This is a genomic window from Klebsiella sp. 2680, from assembly GCF_900198535.1.
Lineage (GTDB): Bacteria > Pseudomonadota > Gammaproteobacteria > Enterobacterales > Enterobacteriaceae > Klebsiella > Klebsiella indica.
In genome coordinates, this window is record NZ_FZNJ01000006.1 from 1 (window position 1) to 25,499 (window position 25,499).

39 protein-coding genes, 1 tRNA gene and 2 rRNA genes are annotated in these 25,499 nt (G+C 50.4%); 6 read left to right on the forward strand and 36 right to left on the reverse strand.

From position 1 onward, the window contains the following. The 3 genes from FN037_RS20560 to FN037_RS20570 all read right to left on the reverse strand — a co-directional run. Nucleotides 1-759: ribosomal RNA gene (locus FN037_RS20560) — 23S ribosomal RNA — on the reverse strand; the annotation flags it as partial. 358 nt (nt 760-1,117) lie between these two features. After that, a tRNA-Glu gene (locus FN037_RS20565) sits at nt 1,118-1,193 on the reverse strand. A gap of 170 nt (nt 1,194-1,363) precedes the next feature. After that, nucleotides 1,364-2,903, reverse strand: a 16S ribosomal RNA gene (locus FN037_RS20570). 472 nt (nt 2,904-3,375) lie between these two features. Between FN037_RS20570 and FN037_RS20575 the strand changes: the two genes are divergently transcribed. Continuing rightward, nucleotides 3,376-3,930 carry a gamma carbonic anhydrase family protein gene (locus tag FN037_RS20575; RefSeq protein WP_138361763.1) on the forward strand — a complete coding sequence of 185 codons (555 nt, stop codon included), beginning with the start codon at nt 3,376-3,378 and terminating at the stop codon, nt 3,928-3,930. Here the strand turns inward: FN037_RS20575 and FN037_RS20580 are convergent. From FN037_RS20580 to dprA, 6 genes are read right to left on the reverse strand one after another with little or no spacing between them, the layout of a single operon-like run. Then, complete coding sequence (locus FN037_RS20580; protein WP_138361764.1) at nt 3,906-4,163, reverse strand: DUF1488 domain-containing protein; 258 nt, start codon at nt 4,161-4,163, stop codon at nt 3,906-3,908. The two genes, FN037_RS20575 and FN037_RS20580, sit on opposite strands and share 25 nt — an antisense overlap. Then, the gene (aroE, locus tag FN037_RS20585; protein ID WP_138361765.1) at nt 4,160-4,978 is read right to left on the reverse strand and encodes a shikimate dehydrogenase; all 819 of its coding nucleotides are present in this window, start codon (nt 4,976-4,978) and stop codon (nt 4,160-4,162) included. Before aroE ends, FN037_RS20580 begins: the two co-directional genes overlap by 4 nt. 3 nt (nt 4,979-4,981) lie before the next feature. Beyond that, nucleotides 4,982-5,554: an L-threonylcarbamoyladenylate synthase type 1 TsaC gene (gene tsaC / locus FN037_RS20590; RefSeq protein ID WP_142503079.1), complete on the reverse strand. Its 573-nt coding sequence runs from the start codon at nt 5,552-5,554 to the stop codon at nt 4,982-4,984. Next, nucleotides 5,551-6,102, reverse strand: coding sequence for a type I DNA topoisomerase (locus FN037_RS20595; protein WP_138361767.1), 552 nt, complete (start codon nt 6,100-6,102; stop codon nt 5,551-5,553). Before FN037_RS20595 ends, tsaC begins: the two co-directional genes overlap by 4 nt. A 26-nt stretch (nt 6,103-6,128) precedes the next feature. Continuing rightward, nucleotides 6,129-6,602: a DUF494 family protein Smg gene (gene smg, locus FN037_RS20600; RefSeq protein ID WP_138361768.1), complete on the reverse strand. Its 474-nt coding sequence runs from the start codon at nt 6,600-6,602 to the stop codon at nt 6,129-6,131. Next, nucleotides 6,574-7,698, reverse strand: coding sequence for a DNA-protecting protein DprA (gene dprA, locus FN037_RS20605; RefSeq protein WP_138361769.1), 1,125 nt, complete (start codon nt 7,696-7,698; stop codon nt 6,574-6,576). The genes smg and dprA overlap by 29 nt, the downstream gene beginning before the upstream one ends. Nucleotides 7,699-7,827: 129 nt before the next feature. On the opposite strand from dprA, the gene def reads away from it, so the two are divergent. The 5 genes from def to mscL all read left to right on the forward strand — a co-directional run bounded on the left by def (nt 7,828) and on the right by mscL (nt 12,589). Continuing rightward, the gene (gene def, locus FN037_RS20610; RefSeq protein WP_138361770.1) at nt 7,828-8,337 is read left to right on the forward strand and encodes a peptide deformylase; all 510 of its coding nucleotides are present in this window, start codon (nt 7,828-7,830) and stop codon (nt 8,335-8,337) included. Between the two features lie 14 nt (nt 8,338-8,351). Further along, nucleotides 8,352-9,299, forward strand: coding sequence for a methionyl-tRNA formyltransferase (gene fmt, locus FN037_RS20615; protein ID WP_138361771.1), 948 nt, complete (start codon nt 8,352-8,354; stop codon nt 9,297-9,299). Between the two features lie 52 nt (nt 9,300-9,351). Then, entirely contained in the window at nt 9,352-10,638 is a 1,287-nt protein-coding gene (gene rsmB, locus FN037_RS20620; protein ID WP_138361772.1) for a 16S rRNA (cytosine(967)-C(5))-methyltransferase RsmB, read from the forward strand. Between the two features lie 21 nt (nt 10,639-10,659). Next, nucleotides 10,660-12,036 (forward strand): Trk system potassium transporter TrkA, encoded by a 1,377-nt coding sequence (gene trkA, locus FN037_RS20625; RefSeq protein WP_138361773.1) that lies wholly within the window; start codon nt 10,660-10,662, stop codon nt 12,034-12,036. A gap of 139 nt (nt 12,037-12,175) precedes the next feature. Continuing rightward, entirely contained in the window at nt 12,176-12,589 is a 414-nt protein-coding gene (gene mscL / locus FN037_RS20630) for a large-conductance mechanosensitive channel protein MscL (protein ID WP_138361774.1), read from the forward strand. Here mscL and FN037_RS20635 read toward each other — a convergent pair. The 27 genes from FN037_RS20635 to rplB form a co-directional block, all read right to left on the reverse strand. Then, entirely contained in the window at nt 12,586-12,804 is a 219-nt protein-coding gene (locus FN037_RS20635) for an alternative ribosome-rescue factor A (protein WP_138361775.1), read from the reverse strand. The two genes, mscL and FN037_RS20635, sit on opposite strands and share 4 nt — an antisense overlap. A gap of 42 nt (nt 12,805-12,846) precedes the next feature. Beyond that, nucleotides 12,847-13,272 (reverse strand): Zn(2+)-responsive transcriptional regulator, encoded by a 426-nt coding sequence (zntR, locus tag FN037_RS20640; protein ID WP_142503162.1) that lies wholly within the window; start codon nt 13,270-13,272, stop codon nt 12,847-12,849. A gap of 2 nt (nt 13,273-13,274) precedes the next feature. After that, nucleotides 13,275-13,643 carry a DUF1992 domain-containing protein gene (locus FN037_RS20645; protein ID WP_138361776.1) on the reverse strand — a complete coding sequence of 123 codons (369 nt, stop codon included), beginning with the start codon at nt 13,641-13,643 and terminating at the stop codon, nt 13,275-13,277. 107 nt (nt 13,644-13,750) lie between these two features. Continuing rightward, complete coding sequence (gene rplQ, locus FN037_RS20650; RefSeq protein ID WP_001216372.1) at nt 13,751-14,137, reverse strand: 50S ribosomal protein L17; 387 nt, start codon at nt 14,135-14,137, stop codon at nt 13,751-13,753. A gap of 40 nt (nt 14,138-14,177) precedes the next feature. Further along, complete coding sequence (locus tag FN037_RS20655; protein ID WP_002438685.1) at nt 14,178-15,167, reverse strand: DNA-directed RNA polymerase subunit alpha; 990 nt, start codon at nt 15,165-15,167, stop codon at nt 14,178-14,180. A gap of 25 nt (nt 15,168-15,192) precedes the next feature. Beyond that, nucleotides 15,193-15,813 carry a 30S ribosomal protein S4 gene (rpsD, locus tag FN037_RS20660; RefSeq protein ID WP_004868345.1) on the reverse strand — a complete coding sequence of 207 codons (621 nt, stop codon included), beginning with the start codon at nt 15,811-15,813 and terminating at the stop codon, nt 15,193-15,195. 33 nt (nt 15,814-15,846) lie between these two features. Beyond that, nucleotides 15,847-16,236, reverse strand: a complete 390-nt coding sequence (gene rpsK / locus FN037_RS20665) for a 30S ribosomal protein S11 (RefSeq protein ID WP_004138423.1) — start codon at nt 16,234-16,236, stop codon at nt 15,847-15,849. Nucleotides 16,237-16,252: 16 nt separating this feature from the next. Beyond that, nucleotides 16,253-16,609, reverse strand: coding sequence for a 30S ribosomal protein S13 (rpsM, locus tag FN037_RS20670; RefSeq protein WP_138361777.1), 357 nt, complete (start codon nt 16,607-16,609; stop codon nt 16,253-16,255). Between the two features lie 146 nt (nt 16,610-16,755). Continuing rightward, on the reverse strand, nt 16,756-16,872 hold the full coding sequence (rpmJ, locus tag FN037_RS20675) for a 50S ribosomal protein L36 (RefSeq protein WP_000868187.1): 117 nt from the start codon (nt 16,870-16,872) through the stop codon (nt 16,756-16,758). Nucleotides 16,873-16,903: 31 nt separating this feature from the next. After that, nucleotides 16,904-18,235: a preprotein translocase subunit SecY gene (gene secY / locus FN037_RS20680; protein WP_138361778.1), complete on the reverse strand. Its 1,332-nt coding sequence runs from the start codon at nt 18,233-18,235 to the stop codon at nt 16,904-16,906. 7 nt (nt 18,236-18,242) lie between these two features. Continuing rightward, nucleotides 18,243-18,677: a 50S ribosomal protein L15 gene (gene rplO, locus FN037_RS20685; protein ID WP_004106336.1), complete on the reverse strand. Its 435-nt coding sequence runs from the start codon at nt 18,675-18,677 to the stop codon at nt 18,243-18,245. A gap of 3 nt (nt 18,678-18,680) precedes the next feature. Beyond that, nucleotides 18,681-18,860: a 50S ribosomal protein L30 gene (rpmD, locus tag FN037_RS20690; protein ID WP_003863301.1), complete on the reverse strand. Its 180-nt coding sequence runs from the start codon at nt 18,858-18,860 to the stop codon at nt 18,681-18,683. Between the two features lie 3 nt (nt 18,861-18,863). Next, a complete protein-coding gene (gene rpsE, locus FN037_RS20695; protein WP_004106339.1) occupies nt 18,864-19,367 on the reverse strand; it encodes a 30S ribosomal protein S5 in 504 nt (167 codons plus the stop codon). A gap of 14 nt (nt 19,368-19,381) precedes the next feature. Beyond that, the gene (gene rplR, locus FN037_RS20700; RefSeq protein ID WP_000358960.1) at nt 19,382-19,735 is read right to left on the reverse strand and encodes a 50S ribosomal protein L18; all 354 of its coding nucleotides are present in this window, start codon (nt 19,733-19,735) and stop codon (nt 19,382-19,384) included. A gap of 9 nt (nt 19,736-19,744) precedes the next feature. Then, nucleotides 19,745-20,278: a 50S ribosomal protein L6 gene (gene rplF, locus FN037_RS20705; protein ID WP_138361779.1), complete on the reverse strand. Its 534-nt coding sequence runs from the start codon at nt 20,276-20,278 to the stop codon at nt 19,745-19,747. Between the two features lie 12 nt (nt 20,279-20,290). After that, nucleotides 20,291-20,683 (reverse strand): 30S ribosomal protein S8, encoded by a 393-nt coding sequence (rpsH, locus tag FN037_RS20710; protein ID WP_012908428.1) that lies wholly within the window; start codon nt 20,681-20,683, stop codon nt 20,291-20,293. A gap of 33 nt (nt 20,684-20,716) precedes the next feature. Beyond that, complete coding sequence (gene rpsN, locus FN037_RS20715; protein ID WP_138361780.1) at nt 20,717-21,022, reverse strand: 30S ribosomal protein S14; 306 nt, start codon at nt 21,020-21,022, stop codon at nt 20,717-20,719. 14 nt (nt 21,023-21,036) lie between these two features. Next, nucleotides 21,037-21,576, reverse strand: coding sequence for a 50S ribosomal protein L5 (gene rplE / locus FN037_RS20720; RefSeq protein ID WP_001096202.1), 540 nt, complete (start codon nt 21,574-21,576; stop codon nt 21,037-21,039). A 14-nt stretch (nt 21,577-21,590) separates the two neighbouring features. Beyond that, entirely contained in the window at nt 21,591-21,905 is a 315-nt protein-coding gene (rplX, locus tag FN037_RS20725; protein WP_000729185.1) for a 50S ribosomal protein L24, read from the reverse strand. A gap of 10 nt (nt 21,906-21,915) precedes the next feature. Continuing rightward, a complete protein-coding gene (gene rplN, locus FN037_RS20730) occupies nt 21,916-22,287 on the reverse strand; it encodes a 50S ribosomal protein L14 (protein ID WP_002919748.1) in 372 nt (123 codons plus the stop codon). A gap of 163 nt (nt 22,288-22,450) precedes the next feature. Continuing rightward, a complete protein-coding gene (rpsQ, locus tag FN037_RS20735; protein ID WP_002919751.1) occupies nt 22,451-22,705 on the reverse strand; it encodes a 30S ribosomal protein S17 in 255 nt (84 codons plus the stop codon). Further along, entirely contained in the window at nt 22,705-22,896 is a 192-nt protein-coding gene (gene rpmC, locus FN037_RS20740) for a 50S ribosomal protein L29 (RefSeq protein ID WP_002919754.1), read from the reverse strand. Before rpmC ends, rpsQ begins: the two co-directional genes overlap by 1 nt. Next, nucleotides 22,896-23,306: a 50S ribosomal protein L16 gene (gene rplP / locus FN037_RS20745; RefSeq protein ID WP_002919759.1), complete on the reverse strand. Its 411-nt coding sequence runs from the start codon at nt 23,304-23,306 to the stop codon at nt 22,896-22,898. Before rplP ends, rpmC begins: the two co-directional genes overlap by 1 nt. Nucleotides 23,307-23,318: 12 nt before the next feature. Then, entirely contained in the window at nt 23,319-24,017 is a 699-nt protein-coding gene (rpsC, locus tag FN037_RS20750; RefSeq protein ID WP_004106350.1) for a 30S ribosomal protein S3, read from the reverse strand. A 17-nt stretch (nt 24,018-24,034) separates the two neighbouring features. Next, nucleotides 24,035-24,367 carry a 50S ribosomal protein L22 gene (gene rplV / locus FN037_RS20755; protein WP_002919773.1) on the reverse strand — a complete coding sequence of 111 codons (333 nt, stop codon included), beginning with the start codon at nt 24,365-24,367 and terminating at the stop codon, nt 24,035-24,037. 14 nt (nt 24,368-24,381) lie between these two features. After that, the gene (gene rpsS / locus FN037_RS20760) at nt 24,382-24,660 is read right to left on the reverse strand and encodes a 30S ribosomal protein S19 (RefSeq protein ID WP_001138117.1); all 279 of its coding nucleotides are present in this window, start codon (nt 24,658-24,660) and stop codon (nt 24,382-24,384) included. A 16-nt stretch (nt 24,661-24,676) separates the two neighbouring features. After that, a complete protein-coding gene (gene rplB, locus FN037_RS20765; protein ID WP_138361781.1) occupies nt 24,677-25,498 on the reverse strand; it encodes a 50S ribosomal protein L2 in 822 nt (273 codons plus the stop codon). Nucleotide 25,499 lies beyond the last annotated feature (1 nt).

Here is a 25,499-nt window from a genome sequence, read left to right on the forward strand (position 1 = left end):
GTTAAGACTCGGTTTCCCTGCGGCTCCCCTATGCGGTTAACCTTGCTACAGAATATAAGTCGCTGACCCATTATACAAAAGGTACGCAGTCACCCCACCCCAAAGCGCTCCACTGCCTGATTTTTGTGTTGAACGTCGCTTACGCGCCGTTAACCGTCATTCAGTGCTGTCGTTACGCTTCTTTGTGCACCACACAAAGCGAAACGCTTTGGTGGTGGGGCTCCCACTGCTTGTACGTACACGGTTTCAGGTTCTTTTTCACTCCCCTCGCCGGGGTTCTTTTCGCCTTTCCCTCACGGTACTGGTTCACTATCGGTCAGTCAGGAGTATTTAGCCTTGGAGGATGGTCCCCCCATATTCAGACAGGATAACACGTGTCCCGCCCTACTCTTCGAGTTCACAGCACCTGCATTTTTGTGTACGGGACTTTCACCCTGTACCGTGCGCCTTTCCAGACGCTTCCACTAACACACATGCTGATTCAGACTCCGGGCTCCTCCCCGTTCGCTCGCCGCTACTGGGGGAATCTCGGTTGATTTCTTTTCCTCGGGGTACTGAGATGTTTCAGTTCCCCCGGTTCGCCTCGTTAGCCTATGTATTCAGCTAACGATAGTGTGACGAATCACACTGGGTTTCCCCATTCGGACATCGCCGGTTATAACGGTTCATATCACCTCACCGGCGCTTTTCGCAGATTAGCACGTCCTTCATCGCCTCTGACTGCCAGGGCATCCACCGTGTACGCTTAGTCGCTTAACCTCACAACCCGAAGATGTTTTATTCTGTCCGGCTTGTTGCGCGTCGTGAATACTGCGTTGTTCCGTACTCGCGATGCTCATGGACATTCAGTCCACTGTGCTCGCTGCGTGCGGTACGCCTTGTCTTCACATCGCTCACATCACCTTTTACAGTGTCATCTTCTGATTGCGATAATTTGAGAGACCCGAACACACTTATTCAGTGTGTCGTTTCAATTTTCAGCTTGATCCAGATTTTTAAAGAGCAAATATCTCAAACGTCACCCGAAGATGAGTTTTGAGATATCATCGGTTGTGCCTTTCACTCACGAACCAGCAAGTGGCGTCCCCTGGGAGGTCTGACCTCATCAGTTGAACGCTGGCGTCCCCTAGGGGATTCGAACCCCTGTTACCGCCGTGAAAGGGCGGTGTCCTGGGCCTCTAGACGAAGGGGACACGAAAATTGCTTATCACGCGCTGCGTGATATTTTCGTGTAGGGTGAGCTTTCATTAATAGAAAGCGAGCGGCCTTATTCTGTTCAGCCTCACTCCCAACGCGTAAACGCCTTGCTTCTTACTTTTCATCAGACAATCTGTGTGAGCACTGCAAAGGCAGGTTCTTCAGGTAAGGAGGTGATCCAACCGCAGGTTCCCCTACGGTTACCTTGTTACGACTTCACCCCAGTCATGAATCACAAAGTGGTAAGCGCCCTCCCTAAGGTTAAGCTACCTACTTCTTTTGCAACCCACTCCCATGGTGTGACGGGCGGTGTGTACAAGGCCCGGGAACGTATTCACCGTGGCATTCTGATCCACGATTACTAGCGATTCCGACTTCGTGGAGTCGAGTTGCAGACTCCAGTCCGGACTACGACGCACTTTATGAGGTCCGCTTGCTCTCGCGAGGTCGCTTCTCTTTGTATGCGCCATTGTAGCACGTGTGTAGCCCTGGTCGTAAGGGCCATGATGACTTGACGTCATCCCCACCTTCCTCCAGTTTATCACTGGCAGTCTCCTTTGAGTTCCCGGCCGGACCGCTGGCAACAAAGGATAAGGGTTGCGCTCGTTGCGGGACTTAACCCAACATTTCACAACACGAGCTGACGACAGCCATGCAGCACCTGTCTCACAGTTCCCGAAGGCACGTTCTCATCTCTGAAAACTTCTGTGGATGTCAAGACCAGGTAAGGTTCTTCGCGTTGCATCGAATTAAACCACATGCTCCACCGCTTGTGCGGGCCCCCGTCAATTCATTTGAGTTTTAACCTTGCGGCCGTACTCCCCAGGCGGTCGACTTAACGCGTTAGCTCCGGAAGCCACGCCTCAAGGGCACAACCTCCAAGTCGACATCGTTTACAGCGTGGACTACCAGGGTATCTAATCCTGTTTGCTCCCCACGCTTTCGCACCTGAGCGTCAGTCTTTGTCCAGGGGGCCGCCTTCGCCACCGGTATTCCTCCAGATCTCTACGCATTTCACCGCTACACCTGGAATTCTACCCCCCTCTACAAGACTCCAGCCTGACAGTTTCGAATGCAGTTCCCGGGTTGAGCCCGGGGATTTCACATCCGACTTGTCAGACCGCCTGCGTGCGCTTTACGCCCAGTAATTCCGATTAACGCTTGCACCCTCCGTATTACCGCGGCTGCTGGCACGGAGTTAGCCGGTGCTTCTTCTGCGGGTAACGTCAATCAGTAAGGTTATTAACCTCACCGCCTTCCTCCCCGCTGAAAGTACTTTACAACCCGAAGGCCTTCTTCATACACGCGGCATGGCTGCATCAGGCTTGCGCCCATTGTGCAATATTCCCCACTGCTGCCTCCCGTAGGAGTCTGGACCGTGTCTCAGTTCCAGTGTGGCTGGTCATCCTCTCAGACCAGCTAGGGATCGTCGCCTTGGTGAGCCGTTACCTCACCAACAAGCTAATCCCATCTGGGCACATCCGATGGCAAGAGGCCCTAAGGTCCCCCTCTTTGGTCTTGCGACGTTATGCGGTATTAGCTACCGTTTCCAGTAGTTATCCCCCTCCATCGGGCAGTTTCCCAGACATTACTCACCCGTCCGCCACTCGTCACCCGAGAGCAAGCTCTCTGTGCTACCGTTCGACTTGCATGTGTTAGGCCTGCCGCCAGCGTTCAATCTGAGCCATGATCAAACTCTTCAATTTAAGTTTGATGCTCGTGAATTAAACTTCGTAATGAATTACGTGTTCACTCAGAGACTTGGTATTCATTTATTGTCCGAAGACATTAAGAATCCATGTCACTTTGAGTGCCCACACAGATTGTCTGATAAATTGTTAAAGAGCAGTTGCGACGCGCTTCAGCGCTCTGTCGCGAGGTCCCGTATAATACGTTTTCCTCTTACAGAGTCAACCCGTTATTTAAGGATTTTTCTCTGCAACCGACCGGATTGTTTGTGAAGTGATTCACATCTGCCGTGTCAGTGGGAGCGCATTATAGGGATCCCATTCTTTTGCACAAGCCTTTTTTCGATCTTTTTTTCCAGATGCTGTTTTTTCACCCTTTTCGCCGTGTTGTTCGCCAAATCGCTCAACTTTTACCACTATAAAGACTTGCAGACAGCCTCAAAAGCAACCAAAGTCTCTGCGTCCCCCTTAGTTGTTTGTTGAGGTAAACATGTCCGTCAATTTACGTCGTTACAAAGAATTATTCCCAAAAACAGGTCAAAACGTGATGATCGACGCCAGTAGCGTCGTCATCGGCGATGTCAGAATTGCTGATGATGTCAGTATTTGGCCGCTGGTCGCGATTCGCGGCGATGTGAATTATGTGGAAATTGGCGCTCGAACCAACATCCAGGATGGAAGCGTTTTACATGTCACCCACCAGTCTTCGTATAATCCTCAGGGCAATCCACTTGTTGTTGGTGAAGATGTTACGGTGGGTCATAAAGTGATGTTGCACGGCTGTACCATCGGTAATCGTGTACTGGTCGGCATGGGGTCAATTGTGCTGGACGGTGTAGTTGTGGAAGATGATGTCATAATTGGTGCTGGCAGCCTGGTACCGCAGAACAAACGTCTTGAAAGTGGCTATCTTTACTTTGGCAACCCAGTAAAACAAATACGCCCCCTGACGGAGGCGGAGGTTGCCGGATTAATATATTCAGCAAATAACTATGTAAAATGGAAAGATGATTATCTTTCTCAGGAAAACCAGACCCATCCTTGAGCATCTTCTTGCTGGTCGCAAATTAGCTCGTGAGCTTCGTCTTCCAGATCCCAGCGATGCTCACGAAAGGCGGCCAACCATTGTTCTGGCGCTTCACCACCAAAACGCTCCTGAAGTGTCGTCAATGTTAAGGCACAAGTTAACTGTATGCCGTTAACTAACGCCGGAAAAGCGATACACTGGCGCTCTTCATCCCACATTTCCCTGTCGGGGAATTGAATAGCCTGATTCACGCATTCAATTCCTTATGCAAAGCCTGAATAACCGGATCAATTTCTGGCAGGACGCCATGCCACAAGAGTACCGAGTGCGCAGCTTGCGCCACCAACATTCCCAACCCATCGGCGCACTTTTTAGCACCATGCTGCTGACACCATCCGACAAATGGTGTATCGCCTTTCTGGTAGAACATGTCATAACAATAGACATCGGCATTAATCAATGTAACGGGGATCGCAGGAACATCTCCGTCAATACCGCTGGATGTGGCATTAATAATGAGATCGAACGCCTGCCCATTTAATGCATCTGTAGCCAAAGCGCGGACGCTTCCGGTATGAGCAAACAGCGTTGCGAGCTCATGTGCACGAGAAAAAGTACGATTCACAATAGTGACAGCGCAATCCATCGACAAAAGAGGAAGCAATACCCCCCGTGAAGCACCGCCTGCACCAATGAGCAAAACCCGAAACCCAGGCCTGATAAAATTAAGCCGCTCCAAATCGCTCAGCAACCCGACGCCATCGGTATTATCCCCCAGCAAACGACCATCTTTCAGCCGTTTCAAGGTATTTACCGCTCCCGCCAGCGCCGCACGTTCGGTAAGCTCATCAGCCCGTGCAAAAGCTTCCTCTTTAAAAGGAACTGTAATATTCGCGCCCTTTCCCCCTTGATGAAAGAAAGCGTCAAGAGTCTCTACAAAGCCGTCGAGAGGCGCCAGGATGCGCCCATAAGGATGCGTAATCCGCAGTTGCTGTGCAAACAGTTGATGAATAGCAGGTGATTTGCTGTGAGCAATCGGATGCCCAAATACTGCATAGGTTTTCATAGATTATCCCTGGCGGAAGAGTTCGCCCGTCAAGGCATCTCTAATTTCGGAAGGGTTTTGACGCCCACCGGTTGCCCCCTCAATGACAGGAAAACCAGCACCAAACTGTTTATAAACATCATCTGTAGTACGGCACGGCGGCTCGCCGGATAAATTCGCGCTGGTAGAAACCAGTGGTTTACCATAAGCCTTACATAATTCCACCACCAGTGGATGAGCCGTTACCCTCACCGCCAGCGAATCGAAGCGTCCAGTTAGCCAACGCGGCGTTGAAGGCCGGGCAGGGAAGACAAAAGTTACCGGTCCAGGCCAGCAGGAAAAAATAGCGGCACGCCGCTCATCGCTAAGCCGCGTATCGTCAATATACGGCTTCAGTTGCTCAAAGTCAGCGGCAATCAGAATGAGACCTTTATCAACAGGCCGCTGTTTAAGCGCCAGCAGGCGCATGACGGCATTTTCGCTATCGGGGTCGCAACCAATACCAAAAACGGCTTCCGTAGGATACGCAATGACGTGCTCATTATTAAGAACCGTCAAAGCATGTGCGATGATTTCTGAAGGCTGGTAATTATTCACTGATTTTGTTCCGCCGGTACCGGCTTTCCACATTGTTTACTGGCACAAAAACGCTTAACGCCCTGCGCCGTTTTCTTTTCGATAAGTAACGGGTAATGACATTCAGGGCATTCGCCCACTACCGGTTTGAAGTTAATAACAAACTGGCAATCAGGATAACGATCGCAGGAATAGAAATTTTTACCGAAGCGCGAGCGCCGCTGGACCAGATGCCCTTGACGACACGCCGGGCAGACTATTGCGGTCTCATCCGGTTTGTCAATGAGTTCAGTATGCCCACACTCTGGATAGCGGTTACAACTAATAAACATACCGAAGCGCCCATGGCGCAATACCAGTACAGCTCCGCATAACGGACAAGACTGTCCCTCCAGGACTTTTACAACATGTCCGTCCGCCTGATTTTTCAGAGGACGGACATAATCACAATCTGGATAATGTGAACAGCCGAGAAAAGGGCCATGTTTCCCGGAGCGTATCACCAGTTCCCTACCACACTGGGGGCAAGGCTCGTTTTTACGCACCGAAAACAGTGCTGATTTGGTCATAACAACTCTAATGTCGCGGCAAAATATTAATGCAGCATACCTTCATTTACTTCAAAGAGTAATTCTTCCATTTGCTGATAGGCATTTTCGCAGCCTGGAATATTGAACAACACCATCAGGATGACCCACTTCAGATCCTCAAGATCAAACTCTGCTGTATCCAGCGCCAGCACCCGCTCTATCACCATTTCCCGCGTTTCGAGATTCAGCACCTGAATTTGTTCAAGGAAGAGTAAAAAACCCCGGCAACTCGCATCCAGACGCTGGCACTCCTCATCGGTATACACCCGCAACGAGAGTGGGTCAGAAGCCAATAGCATCGGCGCAACAAGCCCTTCCTGGTAATCAGCCAGTTTTTCGAGCCACATCAGCGCGTTATAAATATCCTCTCGTTCAAAACCAGCATCGGTAAGATCCCGAGTCAGCTTATCCTGGTCCACGTGCATTTCAGCTTCGTTATGGATATAAGTCTCAAACAAATACATCAGTACGTCGAACATGGCTTGCCCTCCTTAATCGGACATAGCCGCCGGGTACAGCTGCGATCCAGCCTGCTAACTCCAGTTCAAGTAGCTGGGCTACGGTTACTGGCACAGATTGGCCGGCACGTTCAGCGACAACGTCAACAGGTGTTACCTCATCTCCTACGTTAGCCAGGAGCTCTGGAAATGGCAATGCCACAAATGGCGGATCGTCGCAATTATTTACGCTATCCGCTTTATTGAGAACACATGACCATTCATCCTGCCAATATTCAACGATGTCTTCCGGTGTCGTCACGGGAATTGCGCCCTGCTTGATGAGCCAGTGGGGACCTTCCGAGCCCGGGCTCCCAATCGGTCCCGGTATGGCAAAAACGTCTCTTCCCTGATCGAGAGCACAACGAACTGTCACTAATGAGCCACTTTTCAGTGCTGCTTCGACAACCAGTACGCCAGCGCTTAACCCACTAATAATCCGGTTACGACGTGGGAAATTACAGGGTAATGGAGGAGTAAACAGCGGAAATTCAGAAAGTATGGTGCCGCCAGTATGAATAATCTGATCTGCTAATGCCTGATGACGGCGAGGATAGATCTTGCTTAGACCATTCCCCAAAACAGCAATCGTTTTGCCTTTCCCTTCCAGCGCGCCACGATGAGCAATACCATCAATTCCTAACGCCAATCCGCTAGTGATAATGACGCCATATCGAACTAAAACCTTGCTAAATAACTTTCCCCAACGAGCGCCATACCACGAATGTGCCCTGCTTCCAACGATCGCCAACTGTCGGCAACTCAGTAATGCAGGATCTCCACATACAAAAACCGCACCGGGAAAATCGACAATGGCTCGCAACTGGGGGGGATAAAGAGGCTCATCAGCAGTGAGTAGATGACAATTTGGTCGTTCCAGCCATTGCAACGTTGCATCAACCTCACTCTGGCTAACACCGAGAAAATGCTGAGACTGCACAGAATTTAGACCACAGGCACGCAGATTCTCATAATCTAATGTTGAACTTGAACGCAACTGGCGGGCAACCATGATGGCAGCCTCGCCATACAGGCTGCTCACCCTCATCAAACGTAACCAAATTTCCTTTGGCGTCATCCCTATTCCCCTGCCACAAGCGGCTCTGACAATCTTTGCGATTGGTCAGCGAGACTGTCAATTGGAGGGGGTTTTGTCTAGAATAGAAGTCATAGTCTTTCTAACTCCTGAACACAACTCTGGATAACTATGTCAGTTTTGCAAGTGTTACATATTCCGGACGAGCGTCTTCGCAAAGTCGCAAAGCCGGTAGAAAAAGTAAATGCAGAAATTCAGCGCATCGTCGATGATATGTTCGAGACGATGTACGCAGAAGAAGGTATTGGTCTGGCGGCGACGCAGGTCGATATTCATCAACGTATCATCGTAATTGATGTTTCGGAAAACCGCGATGAACGTCTGGTATTAATCAACCCGGAACTGCTGGAAAAAAGCGGTGAAACGGGGATTGAAGAAGGCTGCCTGTCTATTCCGGAACAGAGAGCTTTAGTGCCGCGAGCAGAGAAAGTAAAAATTCGCGCACTCGACCGCGACGGTAAATCTTTTGAGCTGGAGGCCGACGGTCTGTTGGCTATCTGTATTCAGCACGAAATGGATCATCTGGTCGGTAAGCTGTTTATCGATTATCTGTCGCCGCTGAAGCAACAGCGTATTCGTCAGAAAGTTGAGAAACTCGATCGACTGAAAGCCCGAGCTTAAGGACAGAAACCCACGTGTCAGACTCACTACGTATTATTTTTGCGGGTACACCTGACTTTGCAGCGCGTCATCTTGACGCGCTGTTGTCTTCTGGACACAACGTCGTTGGCGTGTTTACCCAACCCGACCGCCCGGCAGGACGCGGTAAAAAGCTGATGCCCAGCCCGGTGAAAGTGCTGGCGGAAGAGAAAGGACTAGCGGTTTTTCAGCCTGCCTCCCTGCGTCCACAAGAAAATCAGCATTTAGTCGCAGACTTACACGCTGACGTAATGGTCGTGGTGGCGTATGGCCTGATTCTGCCAAAAGCGGTGTTGGATATGCCCCGACTCGGCTGCATCAACGTTCACGGTTCCCTGCTCCCGCGCTGGCGTGGCGCAGCGCCGATCCAACGTTCACTTTGGGCTGGTGATGCCGAAACGGGCGTCACCATCATGCAAATGGATGTGGGTCTGGATACTGGCGATATGCTCTATAAACTTGCCTGTCCAATCACCGCAGAAGACACCAGCGGCACACTGTATGACAAGCTGGCGGATCTTGGCCCGCAGGGGCTGATTGAAACGCTGAAACAGTTAGAAAACGGTACCACGAAGCCAGAAGTACAGGACAACGCCCTGGCCACTCACGCTGAAAAACTCAGCAAAGAAGAGGCGCGTATGAACTGGTCTCTCTCTGCTGCACAGCTTGAACGCTGCATCCGTGCCTTTAATCCCTGGCCGATGAGCTGGATGGAAATTGACGGTCAGCCGGTAAAAGTGTGGCAGGCGTCAGTGATAGAGCGGGTAACGCAAGCGGAACCGGGCACCATTCTTGACGCGACTAAACAAGGCATTCAGGTTGCGACCGGCAACGGCATCCTGAACCTGCTCTCCCTTCAACCCGCAGGTAAGAAGGCAATGAGCGCGCAGGATCTTTTAAATTCACGTCGGGAATGGTTTATTCCTGGCAACCGTCTGGCCTGACGGTCACGTCTTACTACGCCCGGTGTTACCGGGCATTTTTATTTTTGCGGTTATGAAAAAACAAAATTTACGCAGTCTGGCGGCACAGGCCGTTGAGCAGGTCGTTGAGCAAGGGCAATCCTTAAGTAATGTCCTGCCACCACTCCAGCAAAAAGTCTCCGATAAAGACAAAGCGCTACTTCAGGAGCTGTGCTTTGGCGTGTTGCGCACCCTTTCGCAGCTGGAGTGGCTGATTAATCAATTAATGTCTCGCCCAATGACCGGTAAGCAACGTACCGTGCATTACCTGATCATGGTAGGGTTTTACCAGCTATTGCACACACGAATTCCACCACATGCGGCCCTCGCGGAAACGGTTGAAGGCGCTGTTGCTATTAAGCGCCCACAGCTTAAAGGGCTGATCAATGGCGTTTTGCGCCAGTTTCAGCGCCAGCAGGAAGAGTTGCTGGCTGAGTTTGCAACCAGCGAGGCGCGTTTTCTGCATCCATCCTGGCTGCTAAAACGTCTGCAAAACGCCTGGCCCACCCAATGGGAAGCGATTGTCGAAGCCAACAACCAACGTCCTCCAATGTGGCTACGTGTGAACCGTACACATCATTCACGCGATGGCTGGCTCACGTTATTGCAGGAGGCGGGAATGAATGGTTTTCCCCACCCGGCCTATCCTGACGCCCTGCGTATTGAGTCTCCGGTGCCGGTTCACGCTTTACCCGGTTTTGAAAAGGGTTGGGTTACGGTTCAGGATGCTTCCGCGCAAGGCTGTGTTAGCTTCCTCGCCCCACAAAACGGCGAGCAAATCCTGGATTTGTGTGCCGCACCGGGGGGGAAAACAACGCATATACTCGAAGCCGCGCCAGAAGCGCAGGTGTTGGCTGTCGATGTCGACGAACAGCGTCTTTCACGCGTTTACGATAACCTTAAACGTCTGGGGATGAAGGCAACCGTCAAACAGGGCGATGGTCGGTATCCCGCGCAATGGTGTGGCGAGCAGAAATTTGACCGTATTCTGCTGGATGCTCCTTGCTCAGCCACCGGCGTCATTCGTCGTCACCCGGACATAAAATGGCTACGCCGCGATCGTGATATTGCTGAACTGGCAAAATTACAGTCGGAAATTCTGGATGCCATATGGCCACATTTAAAGTCAGGAGGAACACTGGTCTATGCAACCTGTTCCGTCCTGCCGGAAGAGAATAGCCAACAGATTCAGGCCTTTTTACAGCGCACCCCGGACGCCACCCTGACCGGCACCGGAACCCTCGCTCAACCGGGCGTGCAAAATCTGCCAGGCGCGGAAGAAGGCGATGGCTTCTTTTACGCTAAGCTAATCAAAAAGTGATGAGATAACGGGTCGCGACTGATGAAAATTATCATTCTGGGCGCCGGGCAGGTCGGCGGCACGCTGGCTGAAAACCTGGTCGGAGAGAACAATGACATTACCCTGGTTGACACTAATGGCGACCGTCTTCGCAGTCTGCAGGACAAATTCGACCTGCGTGTCGTTCAGGGGCATGGTTCGCATCCCCGGGTGCTGCGCGAAGCCGGCGCGGATGATGCGGATATGCTGGTTGCCGTGACTAGCTCTGATGAAACCAACATGGTGGCTTGCCAGGTTGCTTATTCATTATTTAATACACCCAACCGTATTGCCCGCATCCGTTCACCAGATTATGTTCGCGATGCCGATAAGCTTTTTCATTCAGAAGCAGTTCCGATTGACCATCTAATCGCACCTGAACAGCTGGTCATTGATAACATTTATCGCCTGATCGAATATCCCGGCGCCTTACAGGTGGTTAACTTTGCCGAGGGCAAAGTCAGCCTGGCGGTCGTTAAAGCCTACTACGGTGGTCCTCTGGTTGGAAATGCGCTTTCAACGATGCGCGAACACATGCCGCATATTGATACCCGCGTTGCCGCGATATTCCGTCACGATCGGCCTATCAGGCCACAAGGCTCAACAATCGTCGAAGCCGGAGATGAGGTTTTTTTCATTGCTTCATCCCAGCATATCCGTGCAGTAATGAGCGAACTTCAGCGTCTCGAAAAGCCTTATAAGCGAATCATGCTGGTTGGTGGCGGAAATATCGGGGCAGGGCTTGCTCATCGGTTGGAAAAAGATTACAGCGTCAAACTTATTGAGCGAAATCAGCAACGTGCTGCGGAACTTGCTGAAAAATTACAGAATACAATTGTCTTTTTTGGTGATGCCTCAGATCAGGAACTACTGGCTGAAGAGCATATTGATCAGGTTGATCTGTTTATTGCTGTCACCAATGATGACGAAGCCAATATTATGTCGGCAATGCTCGCTAAACGCATGGGCGCCAAAAAAGTCATGGTGCTAATCCAACGCCGGGCCTATGTTGATCTGGTTCAGGGGAGCGTGATCGACATTGCAATTTCACCGCAGCAGGCCACGATTTCCGCACTGCTCAGCCATGTGCGCAAAGCCGATATCGTCGGCGTTTCTTCGCTACGCCGCGGCGTCGCTGAAGCCATTGAAGCCGTAGCACACGGTGATGAAAGTACTTCAAGGGTTGTTGGTCGTTCTATCGATGAGATTAAGCTTCCCCCCGGTACAATTATTGGAGCGGTAGTACGCGGCAATGATGTCATGATCGCGAATAACAACCTGCGTATTGAGCAGGGTGATCACGTCATTATGTTCCTGACAGACAAAAAATTCATTTCTGACGTTGAGAGGCTTTTCCAACCTAGTCCTTTCTTTCTATAGTTTTCAGACATCAGCCAGATGCGTTCTTTTATCCCTTATTACTTAATGGATAATATTTTTCGGCAATTATTTCTTGAGAATGGAAAATAGAGATACATTTGGTAAACTTATTAGTGTTAGCTGGCTCAAGGAGAATAGAATGAGTTTTTTGAAAGAATTTCGCGAATTTGCGATGCGCGGCAATGTTGTCGATCTGGCGGTCGGTGTCATAATTGGTGCCGCATTTGGTAAAATCGTCTCGTCATTGGTTGCCGATATTATTATGCCGCCGCTCGGCTTGCTGATTGGAGGGATCGATTTTAAACAATTTGCCGTTACACTTCGGGATGCGCAGGGGGATGTTCCTGCTGTCGTGATGCATTACGGAGTATTTATCCAGAACATCTTTGATTTTGTCATTGTGGCATTTGCAATTTTTATGGCAATCAAACTGATGAACAAACTGAATCGGAAAAAAGAAGAGGCTCCGGCTACACCGCCAGCTCCGTCAAAAGAAGAAGTGCTACTGAGCGAAATTCGTGACCTGCTAAAAGAACAGAACAATCGTTCTTAATCAGACGATAAAAGCAGAAGGCCAGTGGTAAAAAAGTGATTCACGCTCTTGCCACTGGCCTCCCGGTCATTACGCCCCACATGTTTGTCCTTACGCTTATAGCTTCCTTTTCCCTTTTTATTCTTCTCAACTCGCTGCCTGAATAACGGGTCATGAAGAAGCGCTTCGATGGCATTATTTTGTATTTGTCCTTTGGTATGCTGATAACGACTCATAAACTCTCCAGATTAATACGACTATGATCCACACGGCATAAATCAACGTTCTCTGTGTGGGCTGTTTGCTCCTTGTTCCAGCGCTTCGAGAATTGAACAGTACACACTACTGTGGGCTGTTCCACAGCAGGCATCATTGAGACGCTGCAGTGAACGACGCATAGTTTCCAACTCTTCGATACGTGATTCAACGTCATTTAAACGCGCCTGGACGATCCCTTTTGACTCCTGACAGGTATGATGCTCTGGATCAATACGGATCGAAAGTAGCTCGCGGATCGATTCCAGAGTAAAGCCCAACTGCCTGGCATAACGAATAAACCGAAGCCTTTGCAGATCATTGTCTGAATAAAGGCGAAATCCCCCTTCTGTACGCACATCATGATCCATCATCTGCTGCTTTTCATAGTAACGGATGGTATCAGGCGTAACATCAGCCAGCTTTGCCAGTTCACCGATGCGATACATCATTACCTCTCGTTAATTTTATCCAGCAATCGATCCGCATAATCACCGCGCAAGAAATCAGTGTTCAGCCCAGCCTGGCGAAGCTTTAACTCAAGTAATAACAAGCGGCGACTCAATTCCGTATATCGGCTATCGTTTTCCTGAACCGTTTTAAGTAAGTCAGCAAGCTCAACGGCTTCTTTTCTCTGCTCCAGTTCAGGAGGTAAACATCCCGCGTTTTTAAGTAAGCGATAACCAGCCCGCAGCTCAGGAGGGACATGCGAATCATCATCCAGGGTTAACGGTTCCCCGCAACCAGCAAGATTATCAAATTCACCTTTGTTCTGAGCATCAAGGATATGGCGCTCTGCCCACTGATCCAGTAACCACATGACACGGCTCCGAGGATGAACAAAAATAATACAGGTATTGTAGTGAAGCACAGCTTTTGTGGATATAAAAAAACCCGCCGGAGCGGGTTTTTTTACGTTACTGTAGATTACTCTGCAGCAGCTTCTGCTTTCGATTCAGAGCGATCAACCAGCTCGATGTATGCCATCGGTGCATTGTCGCCTGCGCGGAAGCCACACTTCAGAATGCGAGTGTAACCACCGGCGCGGCTCGCGAAACGCGGGCCCAGCTCGTTAAACAGTTTTGCCACGATCTCATTATCACGAGTACGGGCGAATGCCAGACGACGATTAGCAACGCTATCAGTCTTGGCAAGAGTAATCAGCGGCTCAACTACGCGACGCAGTTCTTTCGCTTTCGGCAGGGTCGTCTTGATGATTTCATGACGAACCAGCGAACCAGCCATGTTACGGAACATAGCCTGGCGATGGCTGCTGTTGCGGTTCAGTTGACGACCACTCTTACGATGGCGCATGACCTTATCCTTCTCAGTAAAACCTTAACCTGTGATCCGGTTACTCGTCAGCAATGCTTGCCGGTGGCCAGTTTTCCAGGCGCATGCCCAGTGACAGACCACGAGAAGCCAGCACGTCTTTAATCTCAGTAAGAGATTTTTTACCCAGGTTCGGCGTTTTCAGCAACTCAACCTCGGTACGCTGTACCAGATCACCGATATAGTGGATAGCTTCTGCCTTGAGGCAGTTAGCAGAGCGGACAGTCAATTCGAGATCGTCAACAGGGCGCAGCAGGATCGGATCGAATTCTGGTTTCTCTTCTTTCACTTCCGGCTGACGTACATCACGTAAGTCAACGAAAGCTTCCAGTTGTTCTGCCAGGATGGTTGCCGCACGACGAATCGCCTCTTCAGGATCGATTGTGCCGTTGGTTTCCATTTCGATGACCAGCTTGTCCAGGTCGGTACGCTGTTCTACACGCGCTGCTTCAACATTGTAGGCAATACGCTCTACAGGGCTGTAGCATGCGTCGACCAGCAGACGGCCGATTGGGCGCTCATCTTCTTCCGAATGAATTCGGGCAGAAGCCGGCACATAACCGCGACCGCGCTGAACCTTGATACGCATGCTAATAGACGCGTTCTCATCGGTCAGGTGGCAGATCACATGTTGCGGCTTGACGATTTCGACATCCCCGTCATGGGTAATGTCGGCTGCGGTCACAGGGCCAATGCCAGATTTGTTCAAAGTAAGGATGACTTCATCTTTACCCTGAACTCTCACCGCCAGCCCTTTCAGGTTGAGCAGGATTTCAAGGATATCTTCCTGAACGCCTTCTTTGGTGCTGTACTCATGAAGTACACCATCAATCTCAACCTCGGTCACCGCGCAACCCGGCATCGATGAGAGCAGAATACGGCGCAGTGCGTTACCCAGAGTATGGCCGAAGCCACGCTCTAAAGGTTCAAGGGTCACCTTGGCGTGCGTCGAACTCACTTGCTCGATATCGACCAGGCGCGGTTTTAGAAACTCTGTCACAGAACCCTGCATTGTGTCCTCTCTTTGGTACTAAGCTTTACTTAGAGTAAAGCTCGACGATCAGGTGTTCGTTAATGTCCGCAGACAGATCAGAACGCTCAGGCTGACGCTTAAACGTACCTTCCATCTTGCCAGCATCAACTTCCAGCCAGGTTGGCTTTTCACGCTGCTCAGCCAGCTCCAGAGCGGCTTTCACGCGAGATTGCTTTTTCGCCTTCTCACGAATGCTAACAACGTCATTCGCTTTAACCTGATAAGAAGCGATGTTAACAACACGACCGTTTACCATGATAGCTTTGTGGCTAACCAGTTGACGTGATTCAGCACGAGTCGCGCCGAAGCCCATACGGTATACAACGTTGTCCAGACGACCTTCCAGCAGAGCTAACAGGTTTTCACCGGTGTTGCCTTTCAGACGTGCTGCTTCTTTATAATAGTTACGGAACTGACGCTCCAGCACACCGTACATACGGCGAACTTTTTGCTTTTCACGCAACTGCACACCATAGTCAGACAGACGCGGTTTACGCGCACCGTGCTGGCCAGGAGCTTGTTCAATTTTACACTTGGTATCGATCGCGCGAACGCCGGACTTAAGGAATAAGTCGGTGCCTTCACGACGGCTCAGCTTGAGCTTAGGACCCAAATATCTTGCCATTTTCTTTCTCCAACAAACCTGGAAACGAACGCGTTATACGCGACGTTTTTTCGGCGGACGACAACCGTTATGAGGGATCGGAGTCACATCAGTAATGTTAGTGATGCGGAAACCAGCGGCGTTCAGTGCACGAATAGTAGATTCGCGACCTGGACCCGGACCTTTGACCATAACTTCCAGATTCTTGATGCCGTATTCTTTTACGGCTTCAGCGCAACGCTCTGCTGCAACCTGAGCTGCGAACGGAGTGGATTTGCGGGAACCACGGAAACCGGAACCACCGGCTGTTGCCCAACCCAGCGCGTTACCCTGACGATCGGTAATGGTAACGATGGTGTTGTTAAAAGAAGCATGGACATGAGCCACGCCATCAGAGACTTGTTTTCTTACACGTTTACGTGCACGAACTGGTGCCTTTGCCATTATTCAATCACCCCGATTATTTCTTGATCGGTTTACGCGGACCCTTACGGGTACGTGCGTTGGTCTTAGTACGCTGACCGCGAACCGGAAGACCACGACGATGACGCAAACCACGATAGCAACCAAGGTCCATCAGACGCTTGATGCTAAGGGTGATTTCACGGCGCAGATCACCTTCAACGACAAATTTACCTACTGCTTCACGCAGAGAATCAATTTGCTCTTCAGACAGCTCACTGATCTTAACATTTTCAGCGATACCCGTGTCAGCGCAGATGGCTTTAGAACGGGTCTTGCCGATACCGAAAATTGCAGTTAAAGCGATTACGGTATGTTTGTGATCAGGAATGTTAATGCCTGCTATACGGGCCACTATGCACTCCTACTATTTAATATGTACGCACCATGCTGAAAAGCCCGTTTTCAGGATACTCAAATGGAAACGTACAGACATACAAAAGATTGGCTGGCTAATCTAGCCAGCTCAACCCAACTTTGCAAGAAAAATATGCGAATAAATCAGCCTTGGCGCTGTTTATGCTTTGGCTCGGCACTGCAAATCACACGGATGACACCATCACGCTTAACGATTTTGCAGTTACGGCATAATTTCTTGACGGAAGCACGAACTTTCATTTTTACTCTCCGTAACTTCTCGGGCGACCAATTAACGGCCGTAGCCTTTCAGGTTCGCCTTCTTCAATGCAGACTCATACTGACTGGACATCATCAGAGTTTGCACTTGAGCCATAAAGTCCATAATCACGACAACAACGATAAGCAGTGAGGTCCCACCGAAGTAGAACGGTACTTTCATTGCATCACGCATGAACTCCGGGATCAGGCAGATAAAAGTAATGTACAACGCGCCAACCAAAGTCAGGCGGGTCATTACTTTATCGATATACTTCGCCGTTTGCTCTCCCGGACGAATTCCTGGTACAAATGCACCGGACTTCTTCAGGTTATCTGCTGTTTCACGCGGATTGAAAACCAACGCCGTGTAGAAGAAACAGAAGAAGATGATTGCAGACGCATAGAGTAACACATAAAGCGGTTGCCCAGGCTGCAAATACAGCGAAATTGTTGTCAGCCAGTTCCAACCAGTACCGCCCCCGAACCATGATGTGATGGTTGCCGGGAACAGGATAATACTGGAAGCGAAGATTGCCGGGATTACCCCTGCCATATTCACTTTCAGCGGCAAATGTGTGCTCTGTGCAGCATAGACACGACGACCCTGCTGACGTTTCGCGTAGTTAACCACAATGCGACGTTGACCACGTTCAACAAAGACAACAAAGAACGTCACTGCAAATACTAATACTGCAACCAACAGCAACAGGAGGAAGTGCAGGTCGCCTTGACGCGCTTGCTCAATAGTATGGCCAATGGCTGGCGGAAGTCCCGCAACAATACCGGCGAAGATAATGATTGAGATACCGTTACCGATACCGCGCTCTGTAATCTGTTCGCCCAACCACATCAGGAACATGGTTCCTGTAACCAGACTAACAACAGCGGTGAAATAGAATGCAAAGCCCGGATTAATGACCAGGCCCTGCATACCAGGCATATTCGGCAGACCGGTAGCAATACCGATCGACTGGAATATCGCCAATACCAGAGTACCGTAGCGGGTGTACTGGCTGATCTTACGACGACCAGACTCCCCTTCTTTCTTCAATTCAGCTAACGGCTGATAAACAACCGTTAACAGCTGGACAATAATCGACGCCGAAATATACGGCATGATACCCAGAGCAAAGATAGAAGCACGGCTGAGAGCACCACCAGAGAACATGTTAAACATTTCAATGATGGTGCCTCGCTGTTGCTCAAGCAGTTTGGCAAGGACAGTGGCATCGATACCAGGGATCGGAATAAAAGAGCCAATACGGAACACAATCAGCGCACCGATTACAAACAGCAGTCTGCGTTTCAGTTCGCCAATCCCACCTTTGGCACTTTGAAAATCTAATCCTGGTTGCTTAGCCATCTGCTACTTATTCCTCAATTTTACCGCCAGCAGCTTCGATAGCAGCACGAGCACCTTTCGTCACGCGCAGGCCACGAACAGTTACCGGACGAGAGACTTCACCAGACAGGATCACTTTCGCGAACTCGATCTGGATACCGATAATGTTAGCCGCTTTCAGCGTGTTCAGGTCGATTACATCGCCTTCAACGTGAGCCAGATCAGACAGACGAACTTCTGCAGTGATCATCGCTTTACGAGAAGTGAAACCGAATTTCGGCAGACGACGGTACAGAGGCATCTGACCACCTTCGAAACCGCGACGTACGCCACCGCCAGAACGTGAGTTCTGACCTTTGTGACCACGACCACCGGTTTTACCGAGGCCAGAACCGATACCACGACCCAGGCGTTTACCCGCCTTTTTGGAGCCTTCGGCCGGAGACAGAGTATTTAAACGCATCTCTTACTCCTCAACTTTAACCATGAAGTAAACCGCGTTGACCATACCACGAACAGCAGGAGTATCCTCGCGCTCTACGGTGTGACCAATACGACGCAGACCCAGGCCAAGCAGCGTTGCCTTGTGTTTCGGCAGACGACCGATTGCACTGCGGGTTTGAGTAATTTTAATAGTCTTTGCCATGGTTTATTTCCCCAGAATTTCTTCAACGGATTTACCACGCTTGGCAGCGACCATTTCTGGAGAATTCATATTTTCCAGGCCATCAATAGTTGCACGAACCACGTTGATCGGGTTGGTGGAACCATATGCTTTAGCCAGAACGTTATGAACCCCAGCAACTTCCAGAACAGCGCGCATTGCGCCACCGGCGATGATACCGGTACCTTCGGAAGCTGGCTGCATGAATACACGAGAACCCGTGTGAACACCTTTAACCGGGTGCTGCAGGGTGCCGTGGTTCAGCGCGACGTTAATCATATTGCGACGGGCTTTTTCCATCGCTTTCTGGATCGCTGCTGGAACTTCACGCGCTTTACCGTAACCAAAACCAACGCGACCGTTACCATCGCCAACGACAGTCAGAGCTGTGAAGGAGAAAATACGACCACCTTTAACGGTTTTAGATACGCGGTTTACCGCGATCAGCTTTTCCTGCAGTTCGCCAGCTTGTTTTTCGATGTGAGCCATCTTACACCTCTACCTTAGAACTGAAGGCCAGCTTCACGGGCAGCATCTGCCAGTGCCTGGACACGACCATGATATTGGAACCCGGAACGGTCAAAGGACACATCTTTGATGCCTTTTTCCAGAGCGCGTTCAGCAACAGCTTTACCCACAGCTGCTGCCGCGTCTTTGTTACCGGTGTACTTCAGTTGTTCAGCGATAGCTTTTTCTACAGTAGAAGCAGCTACCAGAACTTCAGAACCGTTCGGTGCAATTACCTGTGCGTAAATATGACGCGGGGTACGATGTACCACCAGGCGAGTTGCGCCCAGCTCCTGGAGCTTGCGGCGTGCGCGGGTCGCACGACGGATACGAGCAGATTTCTTATCCATAGTGTTACCTTACTTCTTCTTAGCCTCTTTGGTACGCACGACTTCGTCGGCGTAACGAACACCCTTGCCTTTATAAGGCTCAGGACGACGGTAGGCGCGCAGATCTGCTGCAACCTGACCGATCACCTGCTTATCAGCGCCTTTCAGCACGATTTCAGTCTGAGTCGGACACTCTGCAGTAACACCTGCTGGCAGCTGGTGGTCAACCGGGTGAGAGAAACCTAAAGACAGGTTTACTACATTCCCTTTAACCGCTGCACGATAACCTACACCAACCAGCTGCAGCTTCTTAGTGAAGCCTTCGGTAACACCGATAACCATTGAGTTCAGCAGGGCACGCGCGGTACCAGCCTGAGCCCAACCGTCTACGTAACCATCACGCGGACCGAAGGTCAGTGCATTATCTGCATGTTTAACGTCAACAGCATCGTTGAGAGTACGAGTCAGCTCGCCGTTTTTACCTTTGATCGTAATAACCTGACCGTTGATTTTTACATCAACGCCGGCAGGAACAACGACCGGTGCTTTAGCAACACGAGACATTTTTTCCTCCGATTAGGCTACGTAGCAGATAATTTCGCCACCAAGACCAGCCTGGCGCGCTGCACGATCGGTCATAACACCTTTAGAGGTAGAAACAACCGCGATACCCAGACCCGCCATAACTTTCGGCAGCTCATCTTTACGTTTGTAGATGCGCAGACCTGGGCGGCTGACACGCTGAATGCTTTCTACAACAGCTTTACCCTGGAAATACTTAAGCGTCACTTCCAGTTCCGGCTTGGTGTCGCCTTCAACTTTAAAATCTTCAATAAAACCTTCTTCCTTCAGCACGTTGGCAATTGCCACTTTCAGCTTGGAGGAAGGCATGGTGACCGCAGCTTTGTTCGCGGCCTGACCGTTACGGATACGGGTCAGCATATCCGCGATCGGATCTTGCATGCTCATCTGTCTTTACTCCCGTGATTCAATTGGTGACAATTACCAGCTAGCCTTTTTCAGACCCGGGATTTCACCGCGCATAGCGGCTTCACGGACCTTAATACGGCTCAACCCGAATTTCCGCAGGAAACCATGCGGACGACCTGTTTGACGGCAGCGATTACGCTGACGAGACGGGCTGGAATCACGCGGCAGAGTCTGCAGCTTGAGAACGGCGTTCCAACGATCTTCGTCAGAAGCGTTCACATCAGAGATGATAGCTTTCAGTTCAGCGCGTTTCGCGAAGAATTTATCAGCTAAAGCCACGCGTTTTACTTCGCGTGCTTTCATTGATTGCTTAGCCATTAAGTAACCCTACCTTACTTGCGGAACGGGAAGTCAAAGGCAGCCAGCAGAGCGCGGCCTTCTTCATCAGATTTCGCAGTAGTGGTAATGGTAATATCCAAACCACGAACGCGGTCGACTTTATCGTAGTCGATTTCTGGGAAGATGATCTGCTCACGGACACCCATGCTGTAGTTACCACGACCATCGAAAGACTTAGCGGACAAGCCACGGAAGTCACGAATACGCGGTACAGCAATAGTGATCAGGCGCTCAAAGAACTCCCACATGCGTTCGCCACGCAGAGTTACTTTACAGCCGATCGGATAGCCCTGACGGATTTTGAAGCCTGCAACTGATTTGCGTGCTTTGGTGATCAGCGGTTTTTGACCGGAGATTGCTGTCAGATCGGCTGCTGCGTTATCCAGCAGTTTCTTGTCAGCGATCGCTTCACCAACACCCATGTTCAGGGTGATCTTCTCGACCCGAGGGACTTGCATGACAGAATTGTAGTTAAACTCGGTCATGAGTTTTTTAACTACTTCGTCTTTGTAGTAATCATGCAGTTTCGCCATCGTACTACTCCAAATTACTTGATAGTTTCGCTGTTAGACTTAAAGAAACGGACTTTTTTACCGTCTTCAAATCTAAAGCCTACACGGTCAGCCTTGCCGGTTGCCGCATTGAAGATTGCAACGTTAGAAACCTGAATAGCGGCTTCTTTTTCAACGATGCCACCCGGTTGGTTCAGAGCCGGAACCGGCTTCTGGTGTTTCTTAACCAGGTTGATACCTTCAACAATGACCTTGCCGGAAGACAGGACATTCTTAACTTTACCGCGCTTACCTTTATCTTTACCGGTTAACACGATAACTTCGTCATCACGACGGATTTTCGCTGCCATGATTCGCTCCTTAGAGTACTTCTGGGGCCAGAGAGATAATTTTCATGAACTTCTCGGTGCGAAGTTCACGAGTTACCGGCCCAAAAATACGCGTACCGATGGGCTGCTCGCTGTTATTGTTCAGAATAACGCATGCATTACCATCGAAGCGAATGACAGAACCGTCCGGGCGACGAACACCCTTCTTGGTGCGCACCACTACCGCCTTCAGCACATCACCTTTTTTGACCTTACCACGCGGAATTGCTTCTTTGATGGTGATCTTGATGATGTCGCCTACGCCTGCGTAGCGACGGTGCGAGCCACCCAGAACCTTGATACACATTACGCGACGTGCACCGGAGTTGTCGGCGACGTTCAGCATAGTCTGTTCTTGGATCATTTTAGTGCTCCGCTAATGTCAACTACTACTGAGACCCAAAAATCAGGTCGTTAAAAAAGCCCCATATCGGGGGCGCGGCATTATAACACCGCAAATCAGATATGGGTAGAAAAAATAAACGGCCCATCACTGAGCCGTTTATTCGTTGAGAGCAGGTACTGTATTACAGAACCGCTTTCTCTACAACGCGAACCAGAGTCCAGGACTTAGTCTTGGACAGCGGACGGCATTCGCGGATTTCAACCTTGTCGCCGATACCGCATTCGTTGTTCTCGTCATGTACGTGCAGTTTGGTCGTACGCTTGATGAATTTGCCGTATACCGGGTGTTTCACCATACGTTCGATAGCAACAACAATGGATTTCTCCATTTTGTCGCTAACCACGCGACCTTGCAGAGTACGGATTTTATCGGTCATTACGCACCCGCCTTCTGAGTCAGTAAAGTCTTAACGCGTGCAACATCACGACGCACTTGCTTCAGCAGATGAGTCTGTTGCAGCTGGCCACTTGCAGCCTGCATACGCAGGTTGAACTGCTCACGCAGCAGGTTCAGCAGCTCAGCGTTCAGCTCTTCAACGCTTTTTTCACGCAGCTCTTTTGCTTTCATTACATCACCGTCTTAGTTACAAAGGTGGTTTTGATCGGCAGTTTCGCTGCTGCCAGGCCGAATGCTTCACGGGCCAGCTCTTCCGGTACGCCGTCCATTTCATAAAGGACTTTACCCGGCTGAATCAAGGCAACCCAATACTCCACGTTACCTTTACCTTTACCCATACGAACTTCCAGCGGCTTCTCGGTGATCGGTTTGTCCGGGAACACTCGGATCCAGATCTTACCTTGACGCTTAACTGCACGGGTCATAGCACGACGTGCTGCTTCGATCTGACGGGCAGTCAGACGACCACGGCCAACAGCTTTCAGACCGAAAGTGCCGAAGCTAACATCCGTACCCTGCGCCAGACCACGGTTGCGGCCTTTATGCACTTTACGGAATTTTGTACGCTTTGGTTGTAACATCAGCGACGCTCCTTATTTACGGCCTTTACGCTGCTGCTTTTTAGGTTGAGCAGCCGGTTCCGGTTGTTCAACAGCAGCCATACCACCCAGGATCTCACCTTTGAAGATCCATACCTTAACGCCGATTACACCGTAAGTGGTGTGCGCTTCAGAGGTGTTGTAGTCGATGTCAGCACGCAGAGTGTGCAGCGGTACGCGACCTTCGCGGTACCATTCGGTACGTGCGATTTCCGCGCCGCCCAGACGGCCGCTAACTTCAACTTTGATCCCTTTAGCGCCCAGACGCATTGCGTTCTGTACAGCACGCTTCATCGCACGACGGAACATAACGCGACGTTCCAGCTGAGAAGTGATGCTGTCAGCAACCAATTTAGCGTCCAGTTCAGGCTTACGAACTTCGGCAATATTGATCTGTGCAGGCACGCCAGCGAGATCCGCTACGACCTTGCGCAGTTTTTCTACGTCTTCGCCTTTCTTACCGATAACGATACCCGGACGAGCTGTATGAATAGTCACACGAATGCTCTTAGCCGGACGCTCGATAACGATGCGAGATACAGACGCTTTCGCCAGTTCCTTCGTCAGGTACTGACGTACTTTAAAATCGCTGTCCAGGTTGTCAGCGAATTCTTTGGTGTTCGCAAACCAGGTAGAGTTCCATGGTTTTACAATACCCAGGCGAATACCATTAGGATGTACTTTCTGACCCATTGCTAGTCTCCAGAGTCTCAGCGATCGGACACAACCACAGTAATGTGGCTGGTGCGCTTCAGGATGCGATCTGCACGACCTTTAGCACGCGGCATAATGCGCTTCATGCTTGGGCCTTCGTCTACGAAAATTTTCGCAACTTTCAGATCATCAATGTCAGCGCCATCGTTGTGTTCAGCGTTAGCAATGGCAGATTCCAGTACTTTCTTGACCAGTACAGCCGCTTTCTTATTGGTGTAGGTCAGAATATCCAGGGCCTGCGACACTTTCTTACCGCGAATCAGGTCAGCAACAAGGCGAACCTTCTGAGCAGAAGAACGAGCATGGCGATGTTGAGCTAAAGTTTCCATCTCTTCCTCCTACCTTATTTCTTCTTCGCTTTTTTATCAGCAGCGTGGCCGCGATAAGTACGAGTCGGTGCGAATTCACCCAGTTTGTGACCAACCATTTCGTCGGTTACAAATACCGGAACGTGCTGACGACCATTATGGACAGCGATGGTCAAACCGATCATGTTAGGAAAGATCGTTGAACGACGGGACCAAGTGCGCAGGGGCTTCTTGTCTCCGCTTTCCACCGCTTTCTCTACCTTCTTCAGCAAGTGCAGGTCAATAAAAGGACCTTTCTTGAGAGAACGTGGCATGGCTTATCCTCTAAAATTATTTGCTACGGCGACGTACGATGAATTTATCAGTACGCTTGTTGCTGCGGGTCTTCTTACCTTTGGTCTGTACGCCCCACGGAGTAACCGGGTGCTTACCAAAGTTACGACCTTCACCACCACCATGTGGGTGATCGACTGGGTTCATCGCGGTACCGCGAACGGTCGGACGAACACCACGCCAGCGTGCAGCACCTGCTTTACCCAGAACGCGCAGCATATGCTCAGCATTGCCAACTTCGCCCAGAGTTGCACGGCACTCTGCTTCGACTTTACGCATTTCACCAGAACGCAGACGCAGGGTGACATAAGCACCATCGCGCGCAACGATCTGAACGTAAGTACCCGCAGAACGCGCCAGCTGACCGCCTTTACCTGGTTTCATTTCTACGTTATGAACGGTAGAACCAACCGGGATGTTGCGCATCGGCAGGGTGTTGCCTGGTTTGATTGCAGCATCAACGCCAGACTGAATCTGGTCGCCAGCTTTCAGGCCTTTCGGGGCCAGGATGTAACGGCGCTCGCCATCTTTGTACAGAACCAGCGCGATATTCGCGGAACGGTTCGGATCGTACTCAAGACGTTCAACAACTGCCGGGATACCGTCTTTGTTGCGTTTAAAGTCAACAATACGGTAGGCCTGTTTGTGACCACCACCGATATGACGAGTGGTGATACGGCCATTGTTGTTACGACCACCGGATTTGCTGTTTTTTTCAATCAGCGGAGCAAAAGGTTTGCCCTTGTGCAGCTCAGGGTTAACCACTTTAACAACGTGGCGACGACCCGGAGATGTCGGTTTACATTTAACAACTGCCATT

What these genes read in the sequence shown, in the direction of transcription:
- rsmB (WP_138361772.1), top strand. Translation starts at nt 9,352, where the DNA reads ATGAAAAAACAAAATTTACGCAGTCTGGCGGCACAGGCCGTTGAGCAG.
- mscL (WP_138361774.1), top strand. Translation starts at nt 12,176, where the DNA reads ATGAGTTTTTTGAAAGAATTTCGCGAATTTGCGATGCGCGGCAATGTT.
- smg (WP_138361768.1), bottom strand. Translation starts at nt 6,602, where the DNA reads ATGTTCGACGTACTGATGTATTTGTTTGAGACTTATATCCATAACGAA.
- zntR (WP_142503162.1), bottom strand. Translation starts at nt 13,272, where the DNA reads ATGTATCGCATCGGTGAACTGGCAAAGCTGGCTGATGTTACGCCTGAT.
- rplO (WP_004106336.1), bottom strand. Translation starts at nt 18,677, where the DNA reads ATGCGTTTAAATACTCTGTCTCCGGCCGAAGGCTCCAAAAAGGCGGGT.
- def (WP_138361770.1), top strand. Translation starts at nt 7,828, where the DNA reads ATGTCAGTTTTGCAAGTGTTACATATTCCGGACGAGCGTCTTCGCAAA.
- rpmJ (WP_000868187.1), bottom strand. Translation starts at nt 16,872, where the DNA reads ATGAAAGTTCGTGCTTCCGTCAAGAAATTATGCCGTAACTGCAAAATC.
- FN037_RS20575 (WP_138361763.1), top strand. Translation starts at nt 3,376, where the DNA reads ATGTCCGTCAATTTACGTCGTTACAAAGAATTATTCCCAAAAACAGGT.
- rplP (WP_002919759.1), bottom strand. Translation starts at nt 23,306, where the DNA reads ATGTTACAACCAAAGCGTACAAAATTCCGTAAAGTGCATAAAGGCCGC.
- rplB (WP_138361781.1), bottom strand. Translation starts at nt 25,498, where the DNA reads ATGGCAGTTGTTAAATGTAAACCGACATCTCCGGGTCGTCGCCACGTT.
- FN037_RS20635 (WP_138361775.1), bottom strand. Translation starts at nt 12,804, where the DNA reads ATGAGTCGTTATCAGCATACCAAAGGACAAATACAAAATAATGCCATC.
- rplQ (WP_001216372.1), bottom strand. Translation starts at nt 14,137, where the DNA reads ATGCGCCATCGTAAGAGTGGTCGTCAACTGAACCGCAACAGCAGCCAT.
- rplV (WP_002919773.1), bottom strand. Translation starts at nt 24,367, where the DNA reads ATGGAAACTTTAGCTCAACATCGCCATGCTCGTTCTTCTGCTCAGAAG.
- aroE (WP_138361765.1), bottom strand. Translation starts at nt 4,978, where the DNA reads ATGAAAACCTATGCAGTATTTGGGCATCCGATTGCTCACAGCAAATCA.
- rpsK (WP_004138423.1), bottom strand. Translation starts at nt 16,236, where the DNA reads ATGGCAAAGGCACCAGTTCGTGCACGTAAACGTGTAAGAAAACAAGTC.
- FN037_RS20655 (WP_002438685.1), bottom strand. Translation starts at nt 15,167, where the DNA reads ATGCAGGGTTCTGTGACAGAGTTTCTAAAACCGCGCCTGGTCGATATC.
- rpsN (WP_138361780.1), bottom strand. Translation starts at nt 21,022, where the DNA reads ATGGCTAAGCAATCAATGAAAGCACGCGAAGTAAAACGCGTGGCTTTA.
- FN037_RS20595 (WP_138361767.1), bottom strand. Translation starts at nt 6,102, where the DNA reads ATGACCAAATCAGCACTGTTTTCGGTGCGTAAAAACGAGCCTTGCCCC.
- secY (WP_138361778.1), bottom strand. Translation starts at nt 18,235, where the DNA reads ATGGCTAAGCAACCAGGATTAGATTTTCAAAGTGCCAAAGGTGGGATT.
- rplN (WP_002919748.1), bottom strand. Translation starts at nt 22,287, where the DNA reads ATGATCCAAGAACAGACTATGCTGAACGTCGCCGACAACTCCGGTGCA.
- rplF (WP_138361779.1), bottom strand. Translation starts at nt 20,278, where the DNA reads ATGTCTCGTGTTGCTAAAGCACCGGTCGTTGTTCCTGCCGGCGTTGAT.
- rpsQ (WP_002919751.1), bottom strand. Translation starts at nt 22,705, where the DNA reads ATGACCGATAAAATCCGTACTCTGCAAGGTCGCGTGGTTAGCGACAAA.
- rplX (WP_000729185.1), bottom strand. Translation starts at nt 21,905, where the DNA reads ATGGCAGCGAAAATCCGTCGTGATGACGAAGTTATCGTGTTAACCGGT.
- rplR (WP_000358960.1), bottom strand. Translation starts at nt 19,735, where the DNA reads ATGGATAAGAAATCTGCTCGTATCCGTCGTGCGACCCGCGCACGCCGC.
- trkA (WP_138361773.1), top strand. Translation starts at nt 10,660, where the DNA reads ATGAAAATTATCATTCTGGGCGCCGGGCAGGTCGGCGGCACGCTGGCT.
- rplE (WP_001096202.1), bottom strand. Translation starts at nt 21,576, where the DNA reads ATGGCGAAACTGCATGATTACTACAAAGACGAAGTAGTTAAAAAACTC.
- rpmC (WP_002919754.1), bottom strand. Translation starts at nt 22,896, where the DNA reads ATGAAAGCAAAAGAGCTGCGTGAAAAAAGCGTTGAAGAGCTGAACGCT.
- rpsH (WP_012908428.1), bottom strand. Translation starts at nt 20,683, where the DNA reads ATGAGCATGCAAGATCCGATCGCGGATATGCTGACCCGTATCCGTAAC.
- FN037_RS20645 (WP_138361776.1), bottom strand. Translation starts at nt 13,643, where the DNA reads ATGTGGTTACTGGATCAGTGGGCAGAGCGCCATATCCTTGATGCTCAG.
- rpsE (WP_004106339.1), bottom strand. Translation starts at nt 19,367, where the DNA reads ATGGCTCACATCGAAAAACAAGCTGGCGAACTGCAGGAAAAGCTGATC.
- rpsD (WP_004868345.1), bottom strand. Translation starts at nt 15,813, where the DNA reads ATGGCAAGATATTTGGGTCCTAAGCTCAAGCTGAGCCGTCGTGAAGGC.
- rpsC (WP_004106350.1), bottom strand. Translation starts at nt 24,017, where the DNA reads ATGGGTCAGAAAGTACATCCTAATGGTATTCGCCTGGGTATTGTAAAA.
- rpmD (WP_003863301.1), bottom strand. Translation starts at nt 18,860, where the DNA reads ATGGCAAAGACTATTAAAATTACTCAAACCCGCAGTGCAATCGGTCGT.
- rpsS (WP_001138117.1), bottom strand. Translation starts at nt 24,660, where the DNA reads ATGCCACGTTCTCTCAAGAAAGGTCCTTTTATTGACCTGCACTTGCTG.
- dprA (WP_138361769.1), bottom strand. Translation starts at nt 7,698, where the DNA reads ATGACGCCAAAGGAAATTTGGTTACGTTTGATGAGGGTGAGCAGCCTG.